The sequence below is a fragment of the Hymenobacter coalescens genome (assembly GCF_054783195.1).
The window spans coordinates 167,397-181,640 of the sequence record NZ_BAAGRA010000011.1 but is presented as its reverse complement, the minus strand read 5'-3'; the positions used below and the strand labels follow the sequence as shown (position 1 = coordinate 181,640).

Sequence of the window (14,244 nt, the reverse complement as noted above, 5' to 3'; positions counted from 1 at the left end):
CCGCTAGCGCCGGCTGGTGCGCCGGGTCTACCCTTCCGCGGCCGTTTTGGCCCCGAAGTAGCGCAGGCGGTAGCAGTTCATGGCCGTTTCGCCGAGCTGTTCCAGCAGGCGGTAGTTGGCTACCGCCCCGACGGCGGCCCCGATAAACGGTATCAGCTGGGCCAGTTTCGCCAGGTCGATGTAGTCGCGGTACTCCTGCTGAAAGGTACGCCAGTCGAAGTCGGCCGCATCAGGCGGCAGCGTGCGGCGGTACTCCTCCCAGTGCGCCAGGCGCTGGTAAGTCGCGTTGCGGGTGTGCTGGCTGCTGAAGGCCAGCTGAAACACGTGCAGCAGGTACAGGCGCTCGGTGTAGTCGTGCACGTCGTGGCCGTAGAGAGCCGCCACGTCGAAGAGCAGTTTGAGCTTGATGCCGAGCAGCAGGGGAAAATCCGTCAGCCCGACGAAAAAGCCGGCCGCTCCGGTGGCGGCGCCTTCTACCACGGCCACGTGCCGGTAGCGGCGGATGCGCTGGCGCACCACTTCCTCCCGCTCGGCCAGGGTGCCCTCAAGCAGCGGCCGGCGCGTAAGGTGCTGGGAGCCAAACAAGACGCCGCGCACCATTTGCTTGATGGTGGCGGTAATGGCCTGGTGCAGCTTTTCGGGCAGCAGCGCGTTCAGGCGCACCTGCATGCCGCGCGTGAGGCGGTCCAGAGGACCGGGCGCCTGCTGCATCTTTTGCTGCCAGGCGTGAAGCTCTTGTAGTTCGTTCATGCTTTTTAGCCCGCAGAGGGCGCGGAGGCCTTCTAAAGGCCGTTTGCTTTACGGAAGATACCGGCTTTACTGACTGGACGTTGAAGTTGATGAGTAGTTCCAACCGGTGCCCCGAGAGTTTGAGGTAAGTCAACAGCTGCATGTGATGCACTTCCAGCAACGTCTCCACCGATTTGAGCTCCACCACGACGTTGTCTTCCTCCAGCAGGTCGATGCGGAAGCCATTTTCCAGCTTCAGCCCGTCGTATACGACCGGCAGCACCACCTGCGTCTGCACCCGCAGCCCCGCTTTGCGTAGCTCGTGGCACAACAGCGTCTCGTACACAGATCCAAGTAGCCTCGGCCCCAGCGCCGAGTGAATATTAAACGCTGCCTTCCGAATCAAATAGGATATATCATTCTCGTGCATCAGCTTCCTCTGCGCAAACCTCTGCGGGCTCACTACGTCAGGACTTCAAGCTATAAATCCGCTCGATAATATCTACCACCTTCAGCCCTTCCAGCGCGTTGGTAGTCGCAAAGCCCCGTTTCTGCACCGTGTCCACCACGTTTTCGATAACCTGCACGTGGTTGGCGGCCGAGCCCTGGTAGGGACCGTAGTCGTTGGCAGGGTTGGTGGGCGGCAAATCCGGCATGGAGTAGCCCTGCAAGTGGCAGTATTCTACTTTATCGAGGTACTGGCCGCCGAGGCGCAGGCTGCCGTGCTCGGCAATGACCGTGAGCGAGCTTTCCAGGTTCCGGTCCCACACGGCGGTGCTGTACTGCAGCGTGCCCGCGCCCCCGCGCACCAGATCGAACATCACCAAGCCGGAGTCCTCGAACTCGGTCAGGTCCTGGTGGTTGAAGTCGCGGAAGCGGGCCGCGATGTTGTGGACGTCGCCGAACACCCAGTAGAGCAGGTCGATGAAGTGGCTGAACTGCGTGAACAGCGTGCCGCCGTCCTGCGCGCGGGTGCCGTGCCAGGAGCTGGGGTGGTAGTAGCGGGCGTCGCGGTTCCAGAAGCAATTGAGCTGCACCAGGTAAATCTGCCCCAGGCGCCCTTCGTCGTACACCTGCTTGAGCCAGGCGGCCGGCGGCGAATAGCGGTTCTGCATCACCCCGAACACCAGCCGGCCGGTTTGCAGCGCGGTGTGCACGATGTCCTCCGCGTCGGCCTTGCGCAGCGCAATGGGTTTTTCGACGACCACGTGCAGCCCGTGGCGCAGGGCGCGGATGGCCTGCGGGGCGTGCAGGTAGTTGGGCGTGGCCACGGTCAGCACGTCGGCCTGGGGGCCGTGGGCGAGGTACTCGTCGAGGGAGGCGAAGCAGGGCACGCCGGGGAACTCGGCTTCCAAGCCGGGCTGCAGCGCCGCGTTGACATCGATGAGGGCCACCAGTTGCGCGCCGGGGTGGCGGGCCACCAGGGCGGCGTGGCGGCGGCCGATGTGGCCCACGCCGCAGATAACGAAGCGGACGGGGGCCGCAGTAGCAGAATTGGAATCAGAAGACAGCACGCCGCAAGCTGCGAAAAAAGCGGCGGATGGGGCAAGGCGGGCTCTTCCCTGCCCAAAACAGCTTGTAAACTATTTTTCATGACGTTGTAAGTAGTTTACAAACCTCTTCAGACCGTTTGTAAACTATTTCTCACAACACACGAAATAGTTTACTCCACTCCTATCCTGATGAGCACAACTTACCCACGACAAAACGCAGGTGCCGCCCTGATTTAGAGAGGTTGGCGGCTGCGCTTTGCCGTGGGCAAACGGGCCGGGTAAGGCGCTCAGACTGCGAAGCCGCAGGGCCGCGGCTTGGACCGCTACAGCAGCCGCTTCAGCTCCTGGAAGTTGGTGTTGCTCACTGAACGATTGGTGCAGCCCAGCTGCCGGGCGCTGTTTTGGATGGCCTGCACCCGCGAACCGGGGTTGGGGTGGGTGCTCAGAAACTCGGGCGGGTTGCCACCGCCCTGCTTCTCGGCCTTGATGAAGAAGCCCGCCGCCCCGTCGCAGGCGTAGTAGCGGGTGCCGTTCAGGTACACCGTGGAGTACTTGTCGGCTTCCTGCTCGAAGGTGCGGCTAAACTTGAGCTGGCCCAGGCCGGCCGCAATCTGGGCCAGCATGTTCGGGTTCTTGCCCAATATCACGCCCGAAAGCAGGCTGATGCCGTACTGGCGCTGCAGCAACTGGGTGCTGTGGCGGCGGTCGGCGTGGGCAATTTCGTGGCCGAGCACCCCGGCCAGCTGGCTTTCGTTGTCGAGGAATTTGATGAGGCCGGTGAAGACGTAGATGTGGCCGCCGGGCGTGGCGAAGGCGTTCTGCACGGCGTCGTCCTTGATGATCTGCACATCCCAGGGAAACTGCGTGCGGTACTTGAGGTTGCCGTTGTCGAGCACGCGCTTCACCACGCCGTCGAGCAGCTGGTAAGCACGGGCGTTGCTGCTGCGGGCCATCAGCTGGCCTTTGGCCCGGTAGAGCGAGTCAGTCTGGTGCGCCACCTGCGCGCCCAGCGCAATGTCCTGATCGACGGAAAAGATGTTGAAGCCCTGCGAGGGTTTCGTCACGGCGGCCGACGTCAGCCCGGCCACGGTGGCCAGGCCCAGGGCGATGGTCAGAAAAGAGCGAGTCATGGAAAAGGAAGTAACGGGTAGCTGACTTTTACGTCGCCAAGAAAAAACGGTGCCAGGGCCAGCCAGGGGAGCTAACAAGAGCCCGTTGCACCCTTTCGCCGCGTTCCGCGCCGGTAGCGGGAAGCTCTGCAGGGAACTGCTTCTTTTATCCGGCAGGCGTGCCGTGCCTCAGGCCCATGCCCGAATCACGGCGGCCACGTACGCCACCTGCTCGGGCGTGAGCCCTGGGTGCACGGGCAGCGACAAAACCGTGTGGCACAGCTGCTCGGCCACCGGAAACTGCCCGGCCCGGTAGCCGAGGTACGCGTAAGCCGGCTGCAGGTGTACCGGCACCGGGTAGTACACGACCGACGGAATGCCGTGCTGCTGCAGGTGCTGCTGCAGCGCGTCGCGGCGGGCCGCGGTGTCGAGCGTAATGGTGTATTGGTGAAAGACGTGAGTGCTGCCCGCCTGCCGGGCCGGAATGCGCAGGCCCGGCAGGCGGGCCAGCGCCGCGTCGTACTCGGCGGCCACGCGCTGCCGGGCCGCCGTCCAGGCCCCCAGGTAGCGCAGCTTCACGCGCAGCAGCGCCGCCTGCAGGGTATCGAGGCGGGAGTTCAGCCCGATGCGCTGGTGCACGTACTTGCGGCCGCGCGGCTGGCCGTGGTTGGCCAGCTCGTACAGCTGTGCGGCGCGGTGCTCGTCACGGGTAAGCAGAGCGCCGCCGTCGCCGAGGCAGCCGAGGTTTTTGGAAGGGAAAAACGAGGTGGTACCCACCTCGCCGACCGTGCCGGCGGCCTGCACCTGGCCGTCTGGAAACTGCCACGTCGCCCCGATGGCCTGCGCGTTGTCCTCAATCAGGGCCAGTCCGCGGCGGGTAGCCAGGGCGCGCAGGGCCGTCAGGTCGGCGCACTGCCCGTAGAGGTGCACGGCCAGAATGGCCCGGGTGCGCGGCGTAAGGGCGGCCTCCGCGGCGGCCGCATCGAGGGTGAAGGTGTGGGCGTCGACCTCGGCCGGCACGGGCCGCAGGCCGAGGATGGCGGCGGCTTCGGCCGTGGCTACGTACGTGAAAGCCGGCACGATGACTTCGTCGCCGGGCTCTAGCCCCAGGCTCATCAGGGCCAGCTGCAGCGCGTCGGTGCCGTTGGCGCAGGGCACCACGTGGGCGCCGCCCAGGTAATGGCCCAGCTCCCGGGCAAAGTGTTGCACGTCGGGGCCCTGGATGAAAGCGCCCTCCTGCATCACGCGCTGCAGGGCGGCATCGAGCTCGGGCTGAATGGCGGCGTGCTGCGCCGGCAGATCCAGCAGCTGAACGGGCGACGGAGGCGCGGTAAGAAGAGGCGAAACGGGCAAGACCACAAGCAGAAAACGGCGCAACGGTGCGCCGGCCGGGCTAAAGATAGATGCGGGGCATGCGGGAAACGACTGCGGCGGCCGTAAAAAGGGGAAAACCAACCTCGCAGCGGCTTTTATGCGTAACCTGCTATGTATGGCCTGCGTTTAGCGGGCCAGATGCCCCGCTGGCCGCAGTGCGGGCGCCATTCCTTCCCACCGTAACCTAGCTACGATCATGTTGAAAAAGACCCTCACCACCCACGCCCTGGCTTTGCTCCTGCTCGGCGGCGTGGCTTTCACCAGCACCAGCTGCAACCGCGCCGACCAACAGGAAGCCGCGGCCGAAACCGACCAAGCCTACGACGACTTCAAAACCTTCGTGGCCAACACCGAAGCCAATGCCGAAGCCGTGGGCAACAAAACCCAGGCCGAATGGGACGAAGAAACCAACCAGCTGAAGGCTGACTACGACGCCAAAGTGGCCGCTGCCGAAGCCAACATGAGCAGCTGGGACGACAACCGCAAAACCGAGTACGAGCAGCTGAAGACCCGCTACACCACCGCCTACGACAAGCGCAGCGCGGCCTACAGCGGCAGCATGAGCGCCGGCGGCAGCATGAGCGCCGGCACCGCTACGCCCACCAAGCCCGGCAAGTACTACACGGCCATGAACCCGGCCGCCCAGCTGACGGCCGCCAACGCCCGCCAGACCTACGAGTCGTTCGTGAGCAACATCAAGAAGAACGAGGACAAGTACGACATCGACGACTGGCGCTACATCAACATGGAGTGGCGCGCCCTCGACGAAGCCTACGATAAAGTAAAGGGCGACATTCCGGCTAAAGATCTAGCCGAAATTCAGAAGGAGAAGCTGAAGTACGCCGCCTTTAAGTCGTTCGACAAGGCCGAGGCCCGCGCCTCGCAGGGTGCCAACGCCGTGGGCCAGGAAGCCCAGGAGGCTGAAATGGAAACCCGCGACGAACGCTCCAAGGTTGGCCAGGCCGCTACTAACACGGCTTCGGACGTGAAGGAAACCGGCAAAAACGTCGGTCAGAAAATCGGTAACGTCGCTCAGAAAGTAGGCGAGAAAACCAAGGAAGGCTACAAGGAAGTGAAGTCGGAGGTCAAAAACACCGACAACGACTAAGCCCGGCTCTCAGCTACCACCTATTGCGCAAACGCCCGGTTCTTTTCAGAGCCGGGCGTTTTTCGTTGACTTGGGGCTGGCTCACCAAGCCTGCAACAACCAGCTCAGCTTGAGCAGGTCGAAGGCGCGCAGATCGGGGGCAGCACCCAGCACGCGGCGGCGCAGCCACGGCTCGGCCGCGCGCAGGGCGGCTCCGGCCGGGGCGGCCAGCCCCAGCCGGCGCAGGTGCAGCGCAGCGCGCAGCAGACGCGTTTCGCTCCCGAGGCCCTCGGTCTGGTAGAGGCGCAGCAGGTTGCGCACCGCGTCGGCCGACTTGCGCAGAAACGCTTCGGCCGGCTCCAGCCCGTCGTGCTCCACCGGGTTGTCGAGGTGGCGCACGGGCACCCGGGCCTCGCGCAGGCGCCAGCCGAACTTGGTGTCTTCGTGCCCGTAGCGCGTCAGGCTCTCGTCGAGGCCGAAACGGCGGAACACCTCGGCCCGAATCAGCAGGTTGTTGATGGTCAGCTGCGCGTACGGGTCCTGCTGCCGCACGGCCCCCGGGCGCTGCTCCCGCTGCCGGCCGTAGTGCCAGCGCAGTCGCAGCTCCGGCTGCGGCGGGGGCTGCTCCCGGTAGCAGGTGCCACCCACCAGCGCCGGGGTCTGCTCCCGGGCGGCGGCGTAGCGGGCGAGGAAAGCGTTATCGGGCAGCAGGCTGTCGTTGTCGAGCAACAGCAGCCAAGGGTACCGGGCCTGCGCCACCAGTTGATTGCGGACGGCCGCCCGGCCCACGTTCTGCGGAAGCTCGGTATAGAACAGGTCAGCTGATGCCGGCAGCAGACGGCGGTTTTGCGCGCGCGCATCCGCACCCGATCCATCGTCGAGCAGCCGGATTTCCACGGGCCCGGGCCATGACGCCAACTGAGCCTGCAACTGCTCTACCAGTGCGTGCACGGCCCGGTTGTAAACCGGAATAAGAATAGACAGGCCGTCGGAGGTCAATTAACCGCGGAGCGTTAAAAAGTAAAATAACCTCGTAGCTGAACCGTCGTGGGCCTTAAAACGCCACGTGGACGCCAGGCCAAAGGTCAGCTGCCGCTATGCATGCCGCCTAGCCTTCCCAGGTCTTGACTAGCAGCTCGGCGTTGGTGATGACGCGCACCTGCCCGTTTTCGCAGCGAAACACCCGCTTGGGGTAGCGCCGGATCAGGTCGTAGTTGTGGGTGGCCATCAGTACGGCCGTGCCTGCGTTGTTGATTTCCAGGAACAGGCGCATGATGCCGTCCGTTACGTCCGGATCGAGGTTGCCGGTGGGCTCGTCGGCCAGCAGCAGCACGGGCTCGTTGAGCAGGGCGCGGGCAATGACCACGCGCTGCTGCTCCCCGCCCGAAAGCTGGTGCGGCATTTTGGTCATCACGCTGCTCAGGCCCACACGCATCAGCACGTCCTGCACGCGCTGCTTCATCTTGGCCCGGTCGCGCCAGCCGGTGGCCTGCAGCACAAACAGCAGATTTTGGGCTACGCTGCGGTCGTAGAGCAGCTGAAAATCCTGGAATACGATGCCGAGCTTGCGGCGCAGGTAAGGCACTTTGGCCGGGGCCAGCTGCCGCAGCGGGTAGCCCACGACGGTGCCCATGCCCTCGGTGAGCGGCAGGTCGGCGTACAGCGTTTTGAGCAGCGAGCTTTTGCCCGAGCCGGTACGGCCCACCAGGTACGCAAATTCCCCCTTGGCCAGCTCCAGCGACACGCCTTGCAGCACGGTGTGGAAGTCGTGCATGATGCGGGCGTCGCGCAGCTCGATAACGGCGGAGGGAGTTTCCATCAGCGGGGATAAACAAACGTCAGTAGAACGGCGACGCGGCGCGCTCGGCTACAGGTTCAGTGGCTGCAGCTTGCCAAATTCCAGTTGCTCAATGACTGCCGCCAGCTCGGTTTCCTTGCCCTCCAGCCCGTAGCGGTGCAGGTCCTTCAGCGGACGGTCGGCCCGGAAGTAAGCAATGAGCACAAATTCGCTGTCCCGGAGCTGGATATAGTCCGGAATCTTGGCCTTGCCCTTGACTTTGATGATGTACATCCGGTTGGTTGTTGATTGTTGGTTGTTGATTGCTGATTGTGGCTACGCCTGAACGACCAACAATCAACAACCAACAATCAACAATTACCCATTTACCTTCTTGTGGTCGGCCAGGAACTGGGCCAGGCCTTTGTCGGTGAGCGGGTGGTTCAGCAGGCCGGTGATAACCGACAGCGGGCAGGTCACCACGTCGGCGCCCACTTCGGCGCACTGCAGCAGGTGCGGCACGTGGCGCACCGAGGCCGCCAGCACCTGCGTGGGGTAGCCGTAGTTGCCGAAAATCTGCACGATCTGCTCGATGAGCTGCACGCCGTCGTGGCCGATGTCGTCGAGGCGGCCGACGAAGGGCGACACGTAGGTAGCGCCGGCCTTGGCGGCCAGCAGGGCCTGCCCGGCCGTGAAGATGAGCGTGCAGTTGGTCTTGATGCCTTTCTCCGCGAAGTGCTTGATGGCTTTCACGCCGTCGCGGATCATGGGCACCTTCACCACGATGTTGGGGTGCAGCTCGGCCAGGGCCTCGCCTTCGCGCACGATTTCGTCGAACGTGGTACCGATAACCTCCGCCGACACGTCGCCATCCACCATTTCGCAGATGCGCTTGTAGTGGGCCATCACGTTGTCCACGCCGCCGATGCCTTCCTTGGCCATCAGCGAGGGATTGGTGGTCACGCCGTCGAGCACACCCAGCTCTACGGCTTCCTGAATGTCCTTCAGGTTGGCGGTGTCAATGAAAAATTTCATCCGGAGAAGAAAACGCTTGAAACGAAAACTGCCCCAAAGCTAAGCACGGAAGCAGACGGATTTTCCGGGCGCAGCCGATTTTATCGGCGGCCGTGCATCAGAAACGATGCCGATAGGCCCGGAAAGCGCTGCCCTGGCAAGCCTGGGGCGAGGCAAAAAAAAAGCGAACCAGTATCGCACCGCTACAACCGCCTGCCCTTGCTACCTTCCGGTCCTGGGGGAGTTCAGCGGGAGCTGGTCGTACTGATTCGCCGGTGCAAAGATACAACGGCGATTCGCCCCGAAACAAGCTCCGGGAGCGAATCGCCGCAAAAAACTTTACGCCGAAGCGTTATTCGCGCACAAAGCGCTGGGTAATAACCGTTCCGTCGAGGTCCTGCTGGTGCAGCACGTACACGCCGGCCGGCAGCGCGGCTACCGGCAGGGTAATGCGCCCCCCCACCGGGCGCAGCAGCGCGGCGGGGCGCACGGTGCGGCCCAGCAAGTCGGTCACCCATAGGCGGGCCGCCCGGTCAGCCGTCAGGTTCAGCTCGGTATGCGCCGGGTTGGGGTACAGCTGCGAGGCGCTCAGGTAACGTTCCTGGACCGAGGCAGTGGGGTTGCCGAAGGTCAGACGCAGGTTGACGAGCACATCGGACTGCGTCAGCGAAGTGGAGGCGCTCAGCGGCGCGGTGCCGGAGTAGCGCCGGGCCGCGTCGCGGTTGCCAAGAAAGGCGTAGCGCCACAACGAGCGCACACCGGTGGCCACCACGTTGCCGTTGTTGCGGATGACCAGCACCGCCAAGTTGCCGGTGTTGTTGTAGGTGAACGGGGTGCGCAGCGTCACTTCCTGGTAGCCCGAGGTTGCAGCGTTGGGGAAGCTCCCGGCCCATACGCGCTGGTAGCCGGTGGTATCGAGCGCACCGGTGGTAAAGGCCGTGGCCGAGGTCGTCTTCAGGTAGACGACCGTGTTGGTAATGGGGCTCAGGTCGCTGCCGCTGGCTTTTTCAAATGCCAGGCGAGTGATAGGCCCGGCCTGGTTAAGCTGGCTTTGCAGGTAGATGAACTCCTGGGCCTGGTGGGGCGCGTTGTTGTTGATGGGGCTCAGGGCCGAGGAAGAAGTACCGGCGGTGACGGTAACCACTTGGGCAGTAGCAGCTACGGACAGCCCCAGGCAAAGGGCGACAACGGGTAAATGTTTCAGCATGTAACAGGGGTGAGGTGGAGCGGGAAGCTACGCACAAATGCACGGCTCCGCTAACAAATACTATTGTTGTCAGGGCTTTGCGGTCCTTAGCGCAGCGGCGCCACGCGCAGCGCCAGCCCGAAGCTGACCTGGCTGGCAAAGTGCCGGAACGGGTAGCTTCGCCCGTCCAGCTCGATGCGGCGGGCTACGTTGAGCACGCTGCGCTCGTAGCGGGCCGTGAGCAGCACGCGGCCCAGCTCGTAACCCAGCCCGGCCTGCCAGGCCAGCCCGGTGCGGCGCATGCTGTGGTTGATGCTCTCCACGATGCGTAGCGCGTAGCCTTGGTCCTGCCGCTCGTAGGCCGTGGGGATGCGGCAGGCCAGCACCGGGCCACCCAGCACCAGCAGCCGCGAGGTGAGGCGGTAGCCCAGGGGCAGGGCCAAGTTGAGTCGCTGCCAGTCCTGTGCCGTGGACAGATTCGCAAAGTCGGCGGAGGATGGATTGGCGGTATTGGTGACGTGGTGCCAGCTCTGGCTGCGCGAATACGCCAGCTCAGGCTGCAGCAGCCAGCGCCGCTGCGGACCAAAGTTGTAGCGCCCCCACAGCCCGATGCGGAAGCCCGGCGACGGCGTGGTCATGCGCGGCACCACGCGGTACGGGCCCACGGCAAAGGCCGGGCGCTGGTTGGTGACGCGAAACAAATCGTGGCCCATGAGCAGGCCGCCCTGCCAGGCGGTACGCGCGGCGGCGGGCGGTGGCGGCGCGGTGGATTGGGCATGGGCGGACGAGGCCGCCAAAAGCAGCAGAAGGTAAAGTTTTTGCACGCAGGTAGTGAAAGGGCAGTACTCGGGATGTGGTGTAAGAAAGTTAAATTCAAGCATTCGTCCCAAGCCAAAATCAAGGTTTTCAGTCGCTTTATTGAAAAATATAGCCGCGCCTTGGCGGCATCCTACTTTGCCGCACGCGGGCCCGCCGCCGGGCGCGGCCGCCCCTGACAGCGCAGGCGTCCGGGCGCCCAAGGCTTGGATGGCTGGGTTTTCCAGCCCTACCTTTGCTCATGCCTCAACAGATTCTGATCCTTGATTTCGGGTCGCAGTACACCCAGCTGATTGCGCGCCGCATTCGTGAGCTGAACGTTTTCTGCGAAATCCACCCCTTCACGCACGCCCCGGACCTCACTGAGGATATCCGGGGCGTGGTGCTTTCGGGCTCACCGTGCTCGGTGCGCGACCCGGAAGCGCCCAACCCCGACCTCTCCAAGTACCTGGGCCGGGTGCCGGTGCTCGGCGTGTGCTACGGGGCGCAGTTGCTGGCCCAGCAGGGCGGCGGCGAAGTGTTGCCGGCCACCATTCGCGAGTACGGCCGCGCCCGCCTCCACCACCTCGACGGCAGCTCGCCGTTGATGCACGGGCTGAGCGTGGACTCGCAGGTGTGGATGTCGCACGGCGACACGATCAAGACGCTGCCCGCTGGCTACGACATCATCGCCAGCACGCCGGAGGTGGCCGTGGCCGCCTACCACATCCAGGGCCAGCCCACCTACGGCATCCAGTTTCACCCCGAGGTGACGCATTCCACCCAGGGCAAGCAGCTGCTGCGCAACTTCGTGGTCGACATATGCCAGTGCGCCCAGGACTGGACGCCCGAGCACTACGTGGACTCCGCGGTGGCCTCGCTGCAGCACACCATCGGCCCCGACGACCAGGTGATTCTAGGCCTCTCGGGCGGCGTCGATTCCTCGGTGGCGGCCCTGCTGCTGCATCGGGCCATCGGGCCGCGCCTGCACGGCATCTTCGTCAACAACGGGTTGCTGCGCAAGGAGGAGTTTGAGAGCGTGCTCGAATCGTACCAGGGCCTAGGCCTGAACGTGACCGGCGTGGACGCCTCGGCGGAGTTCTACGCGGCGCTGGCGGGCTTATCCGACCCCGAGCAGAAGCGCAAGGCCATTGGGCGCACCTTTATCGAGGTATTCGACCGCGAAGCCCACAAGGTGGACGGCGCCCGGTGGCTGGCCCAGGGCACCATTTACCCCGACGTCATCGAGTCGGTGTCGGTGAAGGGCCCGGCCGTGACCATCAAAAGCCACCACAACGTGGGCGGCCTGCCGGAGCAGATGAACCTGAAAATCGTGGAGCCGCTGCGCATGCTCTTTAAGGACGAGGTACGCGAAGTGGGTGAAACGCTCGGGCTGCCCCACCACATCCTGCACCGGCACCCCTTCCCCGGCCCCGGCCTGGGCATTCGCATCCTGGGCGACATCACGCCGGAGAAAGTGCGCCTGCTGCAGGCCGCCGACGCCGTATTTATCGACGCGCTACACGACACGGGCCTCTACCAGAAGGTCTGGCAGGCCGGCGCCATTCTACTGCCCATCCAGAGCGTGGGCGTGATGGGCGACGAGCGCACCTACGAGCAGGTGGTGGCCCTGCGCGCCGTCACCAGCGTCGACGGGATGACCGCCGACTGGGCCCACCTGCCCTACGACTTCCTGGCCGACGTGTCGAACCGCATCATCAACCAGGTGCGTGGCATCAACCGCGTGGTGTACGACATCAGCTCGAAGCCGCCGGCAACGATTGAGTGGGAATAAGCTCCGCTCAAGAGTTGTTGAGTTTGGAAAAAAGCCGCTTCGGGTAACTGGAGCGGCTTTTGTTCTACTTTGCCGGCGCCAACAACCGGAACTGAATGTACGCGGAGCTGCTATCCTTTCTGTTTTTATTTCCCGGCAACTACCTGCTGCTGGCCGGCTACGGCTGGCTGGCTTATCGAAACCACCGCCGGATGCTGCAGCGCCCGTACCGCAACCTGCCGGGCGCAGTAGTGGATGGGGTACGGTTCTGGCTGCTGTTTCTGCTGGGGCTGGCCGGAATGCTGGTGCTGAGCTACTTGACCAGCCTAGGCTACGGGATACTCCGACTGCGCGTGCCGATGTGAGGTGGGCCGGTGAACAACTCGGCTTAGCCCTTCAGCAACGCCTCGGCTTCCAGCAATAGCGCCGTGCAATCGAGCAGTTCCAGCAGCTCCGTCAGCTCGGCGAAGGAAAAGACCAGGGCCAGGCGCGGCACGGCCGTACGCACGGCAATGCAGCGCGCTTCCGGGTCGCGCGGCGGGGCAGCGGCGTAGTCGCGGAACGTCTGGGCAATGAGCGCCCGAAACTCCGCCAGCTCGGGTGGGGTCAGGGCCATGCCCACGCTGCTGAAGCAGAGGTGCACAAAGCCGGCCGCCCGGGGGCAGCGGGCCGTGTAGCCGAAGGTGTTGTGGTGAAGCAGCTGCGCCATCGGAAATCGGAGGTTGGGACGCGCGAACAAATCGGAATCAGGCCGGCACCGACGCCGCCCGGCGGGCGGCGGGGCGCCGGGTGGGGCGTTGCCGGCGCCACCAGAGCAGGTACCCCGTCACGGTGAGGACGGCGCTGCTCAGGGCGAGCAGGCTGTAGAGCAGCTTGACGGCCAGGCCGCCGTACTGGCCGTAGTGCAGGGTGCGCAGGGCAAAGTCGAAGCGCTCGGCCGGCCCCAGGTCCTGCTCGCGGAAAGCCTTTTTCAGCTGGGGCGGCCCGGGCGCGTTGGCAAATTCAAACTTGCTGGCCGTGCTGCCCCACAGCCAGTTGCTGCCCGGCGCCCGGCCGAGCACGGTGATGGGCGCGTCGGGCTTGCGCGGGAAGTTCACGCGCGTCAGCTGGAGGCCCGGCTCCTGCCGGGCGGCTTCGGCGATGAGCGCGTCGAGGTTGGCCACGACTTCGGGCAGGACTTTCGCCTTCGGCTCGCCCTCTCCTTGCAGCAGCTTGTTCAGGTCGAAGGCGTCGTAGGTCATCCACAGGCCGCTGCCGGCCAGCACCACGTTGAAGAGCAGCGCCCAGGAGCCCAGCACGCGGTGCAGCCCCGACGACGCCGTGCGCCAGTTGCGCCAGCGGATGGCCGTGCGGAACACCAGTGCATCGAGCACGTGGCGGCGGTACACCACGAAGCCCGTCAGCACCGAGCCGAGCAGGGCCAGGGCAAACAGGCCGGCCAGCAGCTTGCCCAACTCCTTCAGGAAGAAGGTGGAGTGCAGAATAATGAGCTGATCGGTAAACGAGGCAAAGGCCTTGCCCAGCACCCGGCCGCTGTACGGGTCGACGAACAGCCGGCCCGGCTCCGTCCCTTCGTAAATGCGGATTTCCAGTGACTCATCGGCGGCCTGGGGCAGGCGCCGGAACGAGTAGAACTGCGCCGTGGGCTGGGCCGCCTTGGCCTGCCGGTACAACCGGTCGTAGCCGGCATGCGAGCCGCTTACCCGCGGCACCCGAAACAGCTCCGGGTGCAGCCGCTGGTTCAGCTCCTCCCGGAACACCATCAGGGCCCCGGTCAGGAAGAACACCAGAATGAACGCGCCGCAGAGCAGGCCCAGCCAGGAGTGCAGCGTAAACAGGCGGCGCTTGAGGTTCATGGGGTGAGGCAGAGGGTCGGGCGCACCGGACCGCCCCGCGGGGCGGTCCG

General features: G+C 64.7%; 15 protein-coding genes, 1 other RNA gene and 1 pseudogene. 3 read left to right on the top strand and 14 right to left on the bottom strand.

The annotated features are described in order from the left end of the window. Nucleotides 1–27 precede the first annotated feature (27 nt). The 5 genes and pseudogenes from ACYVKQ_RS08550 to ACYVKQ_RS08530 all read right to left on the bottom strand — a co-directional run bounded on the left by ACYVKQ_RS08550 (nucleotide 28) and on the right by ACYVKQ_RS08530 (nucleotide 4,684). The gene (locus tag ACYVKQ_RS08550) at nucleotides 28–750 is read right to left on the bottom strand and encodes an EcsC family protein (RefSeq protein ID WP_460577606.1); all 723 of its coding nucleotides are present in this window, start codon (nucleotides 748–750) and stop codon (nucleotides 28–30) included. A gap of 118 nt (nucleotides 751–868) precedes the next feature. Further along, nucleotides 869–1,159, bottom strand: a pseudogene (locus ACYVKQ_RS08545) (GxxExxY protein); the annotation flags it as partial. 37 nt (nucleotides 1,160–1,196) lie between these two features. Continuing rightward, complete coding sequence (locus ACYVKQ_RS08540) at nucleotides 1,197–2,243, bottom strand: Gfo/Idh/MocA family protein (RefSeq protein WP_460577604.1); 1,047 nt, start codon at nucleotides 2,241–2,243, stop codon at nucleotides 1,197–1,199. Nucleotides 2,244–2,545: 302 nt separating this feature from the next. Next, on the bottom strand, nucleotides 2,546–3,352 hold the full coding sequence (locus ACYVKQ_RS08535; RefSeq protein WP_460577602.1) for a M48 family metalloprotease: 807 nt from the start codon (nucleotides 3,350–3,352) through the stop codon (nucleotides 2,546–2,548). A 168-nt stretch (nucleotides 3,353–3,520) separates the two neighbouring features. After that, entirely contained in the window at nucleotides 3,521–4,684 is a 1,164-nt protein-coding gene (locus tag ACYVKQ_RS08530; RefSeq protein WP_460577600.1) for a DegT/DnrJ/EryC1/StrS family aminotransferase, read from the bottom strand. Nucleotides 4,685–4,901: 217 nt separating this feature from the next. Here ACYVKQ_RS08530 and ACYVKQ_RS08525 point away from each other — a divergent pair, with 217 nt between their 5' ends. Further along, nucleotides 4,902–5,813 carry a hypothetical protein gene (locus tag ACYVKQ_RS08525; RefSeq protein WP_460577599.1) on the top strand — a complete coding sequence of 304 codons (912 nt, stop codon included), beginning with the start codon at nucleotides 4,902–4,904 and terminating at the stop codon, nucleotides 5,811–5,813. Nucleotides 5,814–5,894: 81 nt separating this feature from the next. On the opposite strand, the gene ACYVKQ_RS08520 is transcribed toward ACYVKQ_RS08525, so the two are convergent. From ACYVKQ_RS08520 to ACYVKQ_RS08490, 7 genes are all read right to left on the bottom strand, one after another. Further along, entirely contained in the window at nucleotides 5,895–6,791 is an 897-nt protein-coding gene (locus tag ACYVKQ_RS08520; RefSeq protein ID WP_460577597.1) for a glycosyltransferase family 2 protein, read from the bottom strand. 109 nt (nucleotides 6,792–6,900) lie between these two features. Beyond that, nucleotides 6,901–7,611, bottom strand: coding sequence for a cell division ATP-binding protein FtsE (locus ACYVKQ_RS08515; RefSeq protein WP_460577595.1), 711 nt, complete (start codon nucleotides 7,609–7,611; stop codon nucleotides 6,901–6,903). Nucleotides 7,612–7,659: 48 nt separating this feature from the next. Further along, nucleotides 7,660–7,863, bottom strand: a complete 204-nt coding sequence (locus ACYVKQ_RS08510) for a fructose-6-phosphate aldolase (protein ID WP_460577593.1) — start codon at nucleotides 7,861–7,863, stop codon at nucleotides 7,660–7,662. 84 nt (nucleotides 7,864–7,947) lie between these two features. After that, on the bottom strand, nucleotides 7,948–8,604 hold the full coding sequence (fsa, locus tag ACYVKQ_RS08505; RefSeq protein ID WP_460577591.1) for a transaldolase family protein: 657 nt from the start codon (nucleotides 8,602–8,604) through the stop codon (nucleotides 7,948–7,950). 157 nt (nucleotides 8,605–8,761) lie between these two features. Further along, an RNA gene (gene ffs / locus ACYVKQ_RS08500) (signal recognition particle sRNA small type) lies at nucleotides 8,762–8,859 on the bottom strand. A gap of 76 nt (nucleotides 8,860–8,935) precedes the next feature. After that, entirely contained in the window at nucleotides 8,936–9,790 is an 855-nt protein-coding gene (locus tag ACYVKQ_RS08495) for a T9SS type A sorting domain-containing protein (RefSeq protein ID WP_460577589.1), read from the bottom strand. Between the two features lie 86 nt (nucleotides 9,791–9,876). Then, nucleotides 9,877–10,566 (bottom strand): hypothetical protein, encoded by a 690-nt coding sequence (locus tag ACYVKQ_RS08490; RefSeq protein WP_460577588.1) that lies wholly within the window; start codon nucleotides 10,564–10,566, stop codon nucleotides 9,877–9,879. Between the two features lie 260 nt (nucleotides 10,567–10,826). On the opposite strand from ACYVKQ_RS08490, the gene guaA reads away from it, so the two are divergent. Both guaA and ACYVKQ_RS08480 read left to right on the top strand, forming a co-directional pair. After that, a complete protein-coding gene (gene guaA / locus ACYVKQ_RS08485) occupies nucleotides 10,827–12,359 on the top strand; it encodes a glutamine-hydrolyzing GMP synthase (RefSeq protein ID WP_460577586.1) in 1,533 nt (510 codons plus the stop codon). Nucleotides 12,360–12,454: 95 nt separating this feature from the next. Continuing rightward, entirely contained in the window at nucleotides 12,455–12,703 is a 249-nt protein-coding gene (locus ACYVKQ_RS08480; protein ID WP_460577584.1) for a hypothetical protein, read from the top strand. A 23-nt stretch (nucleotides 12,704–12,726) separates the two neighbouring features. Here ACYVKQ_RS08480 and ACYVKQ_RS08475 read toward each other — a convergent pair whose 3' ends face one another. Next, the gene (locus ACYVKQ_RS08475; RefSeq protein WP_460577582.1) at nucleotides 12,727–13,047 is read right to left on the bottom strand and encodes a DUF6686 family protein; all 321 of its coding nucleotides are present in this window, start codon (nucleotides 13,045–13,047) and stop codon (nucleotides 12,727–12,729) included. Nucleotides 13,048–13,084: 37 nt separating this feature from the next. Continuing rightward, a complete protein-coding gene (locus ACYVKQ_RS08470) occupies nucleotides 13,085–14,194 on the bottom strand; it encodes a PepSY-associated TM helix domain-containing protein (RefSeq protein WP_460577580.1) in 1,110 nt (369 codons plus the stop codon). Nucleotides 14,195–14,244: the final 50 nt, after the last annotated feature.

Coding starts and splice junctions, on each gene's coding strand:
- ACYVKQ_RS08550 (WP_460577606.1), bottom strand. CDS start 750: ATGAACGAACTACAAGAGCTTCACGCCTGGCAGCAAAAGATGCAGCAG.
- ACYVKQ_RS08535 (WP_460577602.1), bottom strand. CDS start 3,352: ATGACTCGCTCTTTTCTGACCATCGCCCTGGGCCTGGCCACCGTGGCC.
- ACYVKQ_RS08525 (WP_460577599.1), top strand. CDS start 4,902: ATGTTGAAAAAGACCCTCACCACCCACGCCCTGGCTTTGCTCCTGCTC.
- ACYVKQ_RS08515 (WP_460577595.1), bottom strand. CDS start 7,611: ATGGAAACTCCCTCCGCCGTTATCGAGCTGCGCGACGCCCGCATCATG.
- ACYVKQ_RS08510 (WP_460577593.1), bottom strand. CDS start 7,863: ATGTACATCATCAAAGTCAAGGGCAAGGCCAAGATTCCGGACTATATC.
- fsa (WP_460577591.1), bottom strand. CDS start 8,604: ATGAAATTTTTCATTGACACCGCCAACCTGAAGGACATTCAGGAAGCC.
- ACYVKQ_RS08495 (WP_460577589.1), bottom strand. CDS start 9,790: ATGCTGAAACATTTACCCGTTGTCGCCCTTTGCCTGGGGCTGTCCGTA.
- guaA (WP_460577586.1), top strand. CDS start 10,827: ATGCCTCAACAGATTCTGATCCTTGATTTCGGGTCGCAGTACACCCAG.
- ACYVKQ_RS08480 (WP_460577584.1), top strand. CDS start 12,455: ATGTACGCGGAGCTGCTATCCTTTCTGTTTTTATTTCCCGGCAACTAC.
- ACYVKQ_RS08475 (WP_460577582.1), bottom strand. CDS start 13,047: ATGGCGCAGCTGCTTCACCACAACACCTTCGGCTACACGGCCCGCTGC.
- ACYVKQ_RS08470 (WP_460577580.1), bottom strand. CDS start 14,194: ATGAACCTCAAGCGCCGCCTGTTTACGCTGCACTCCTGGCTGGGCCTG.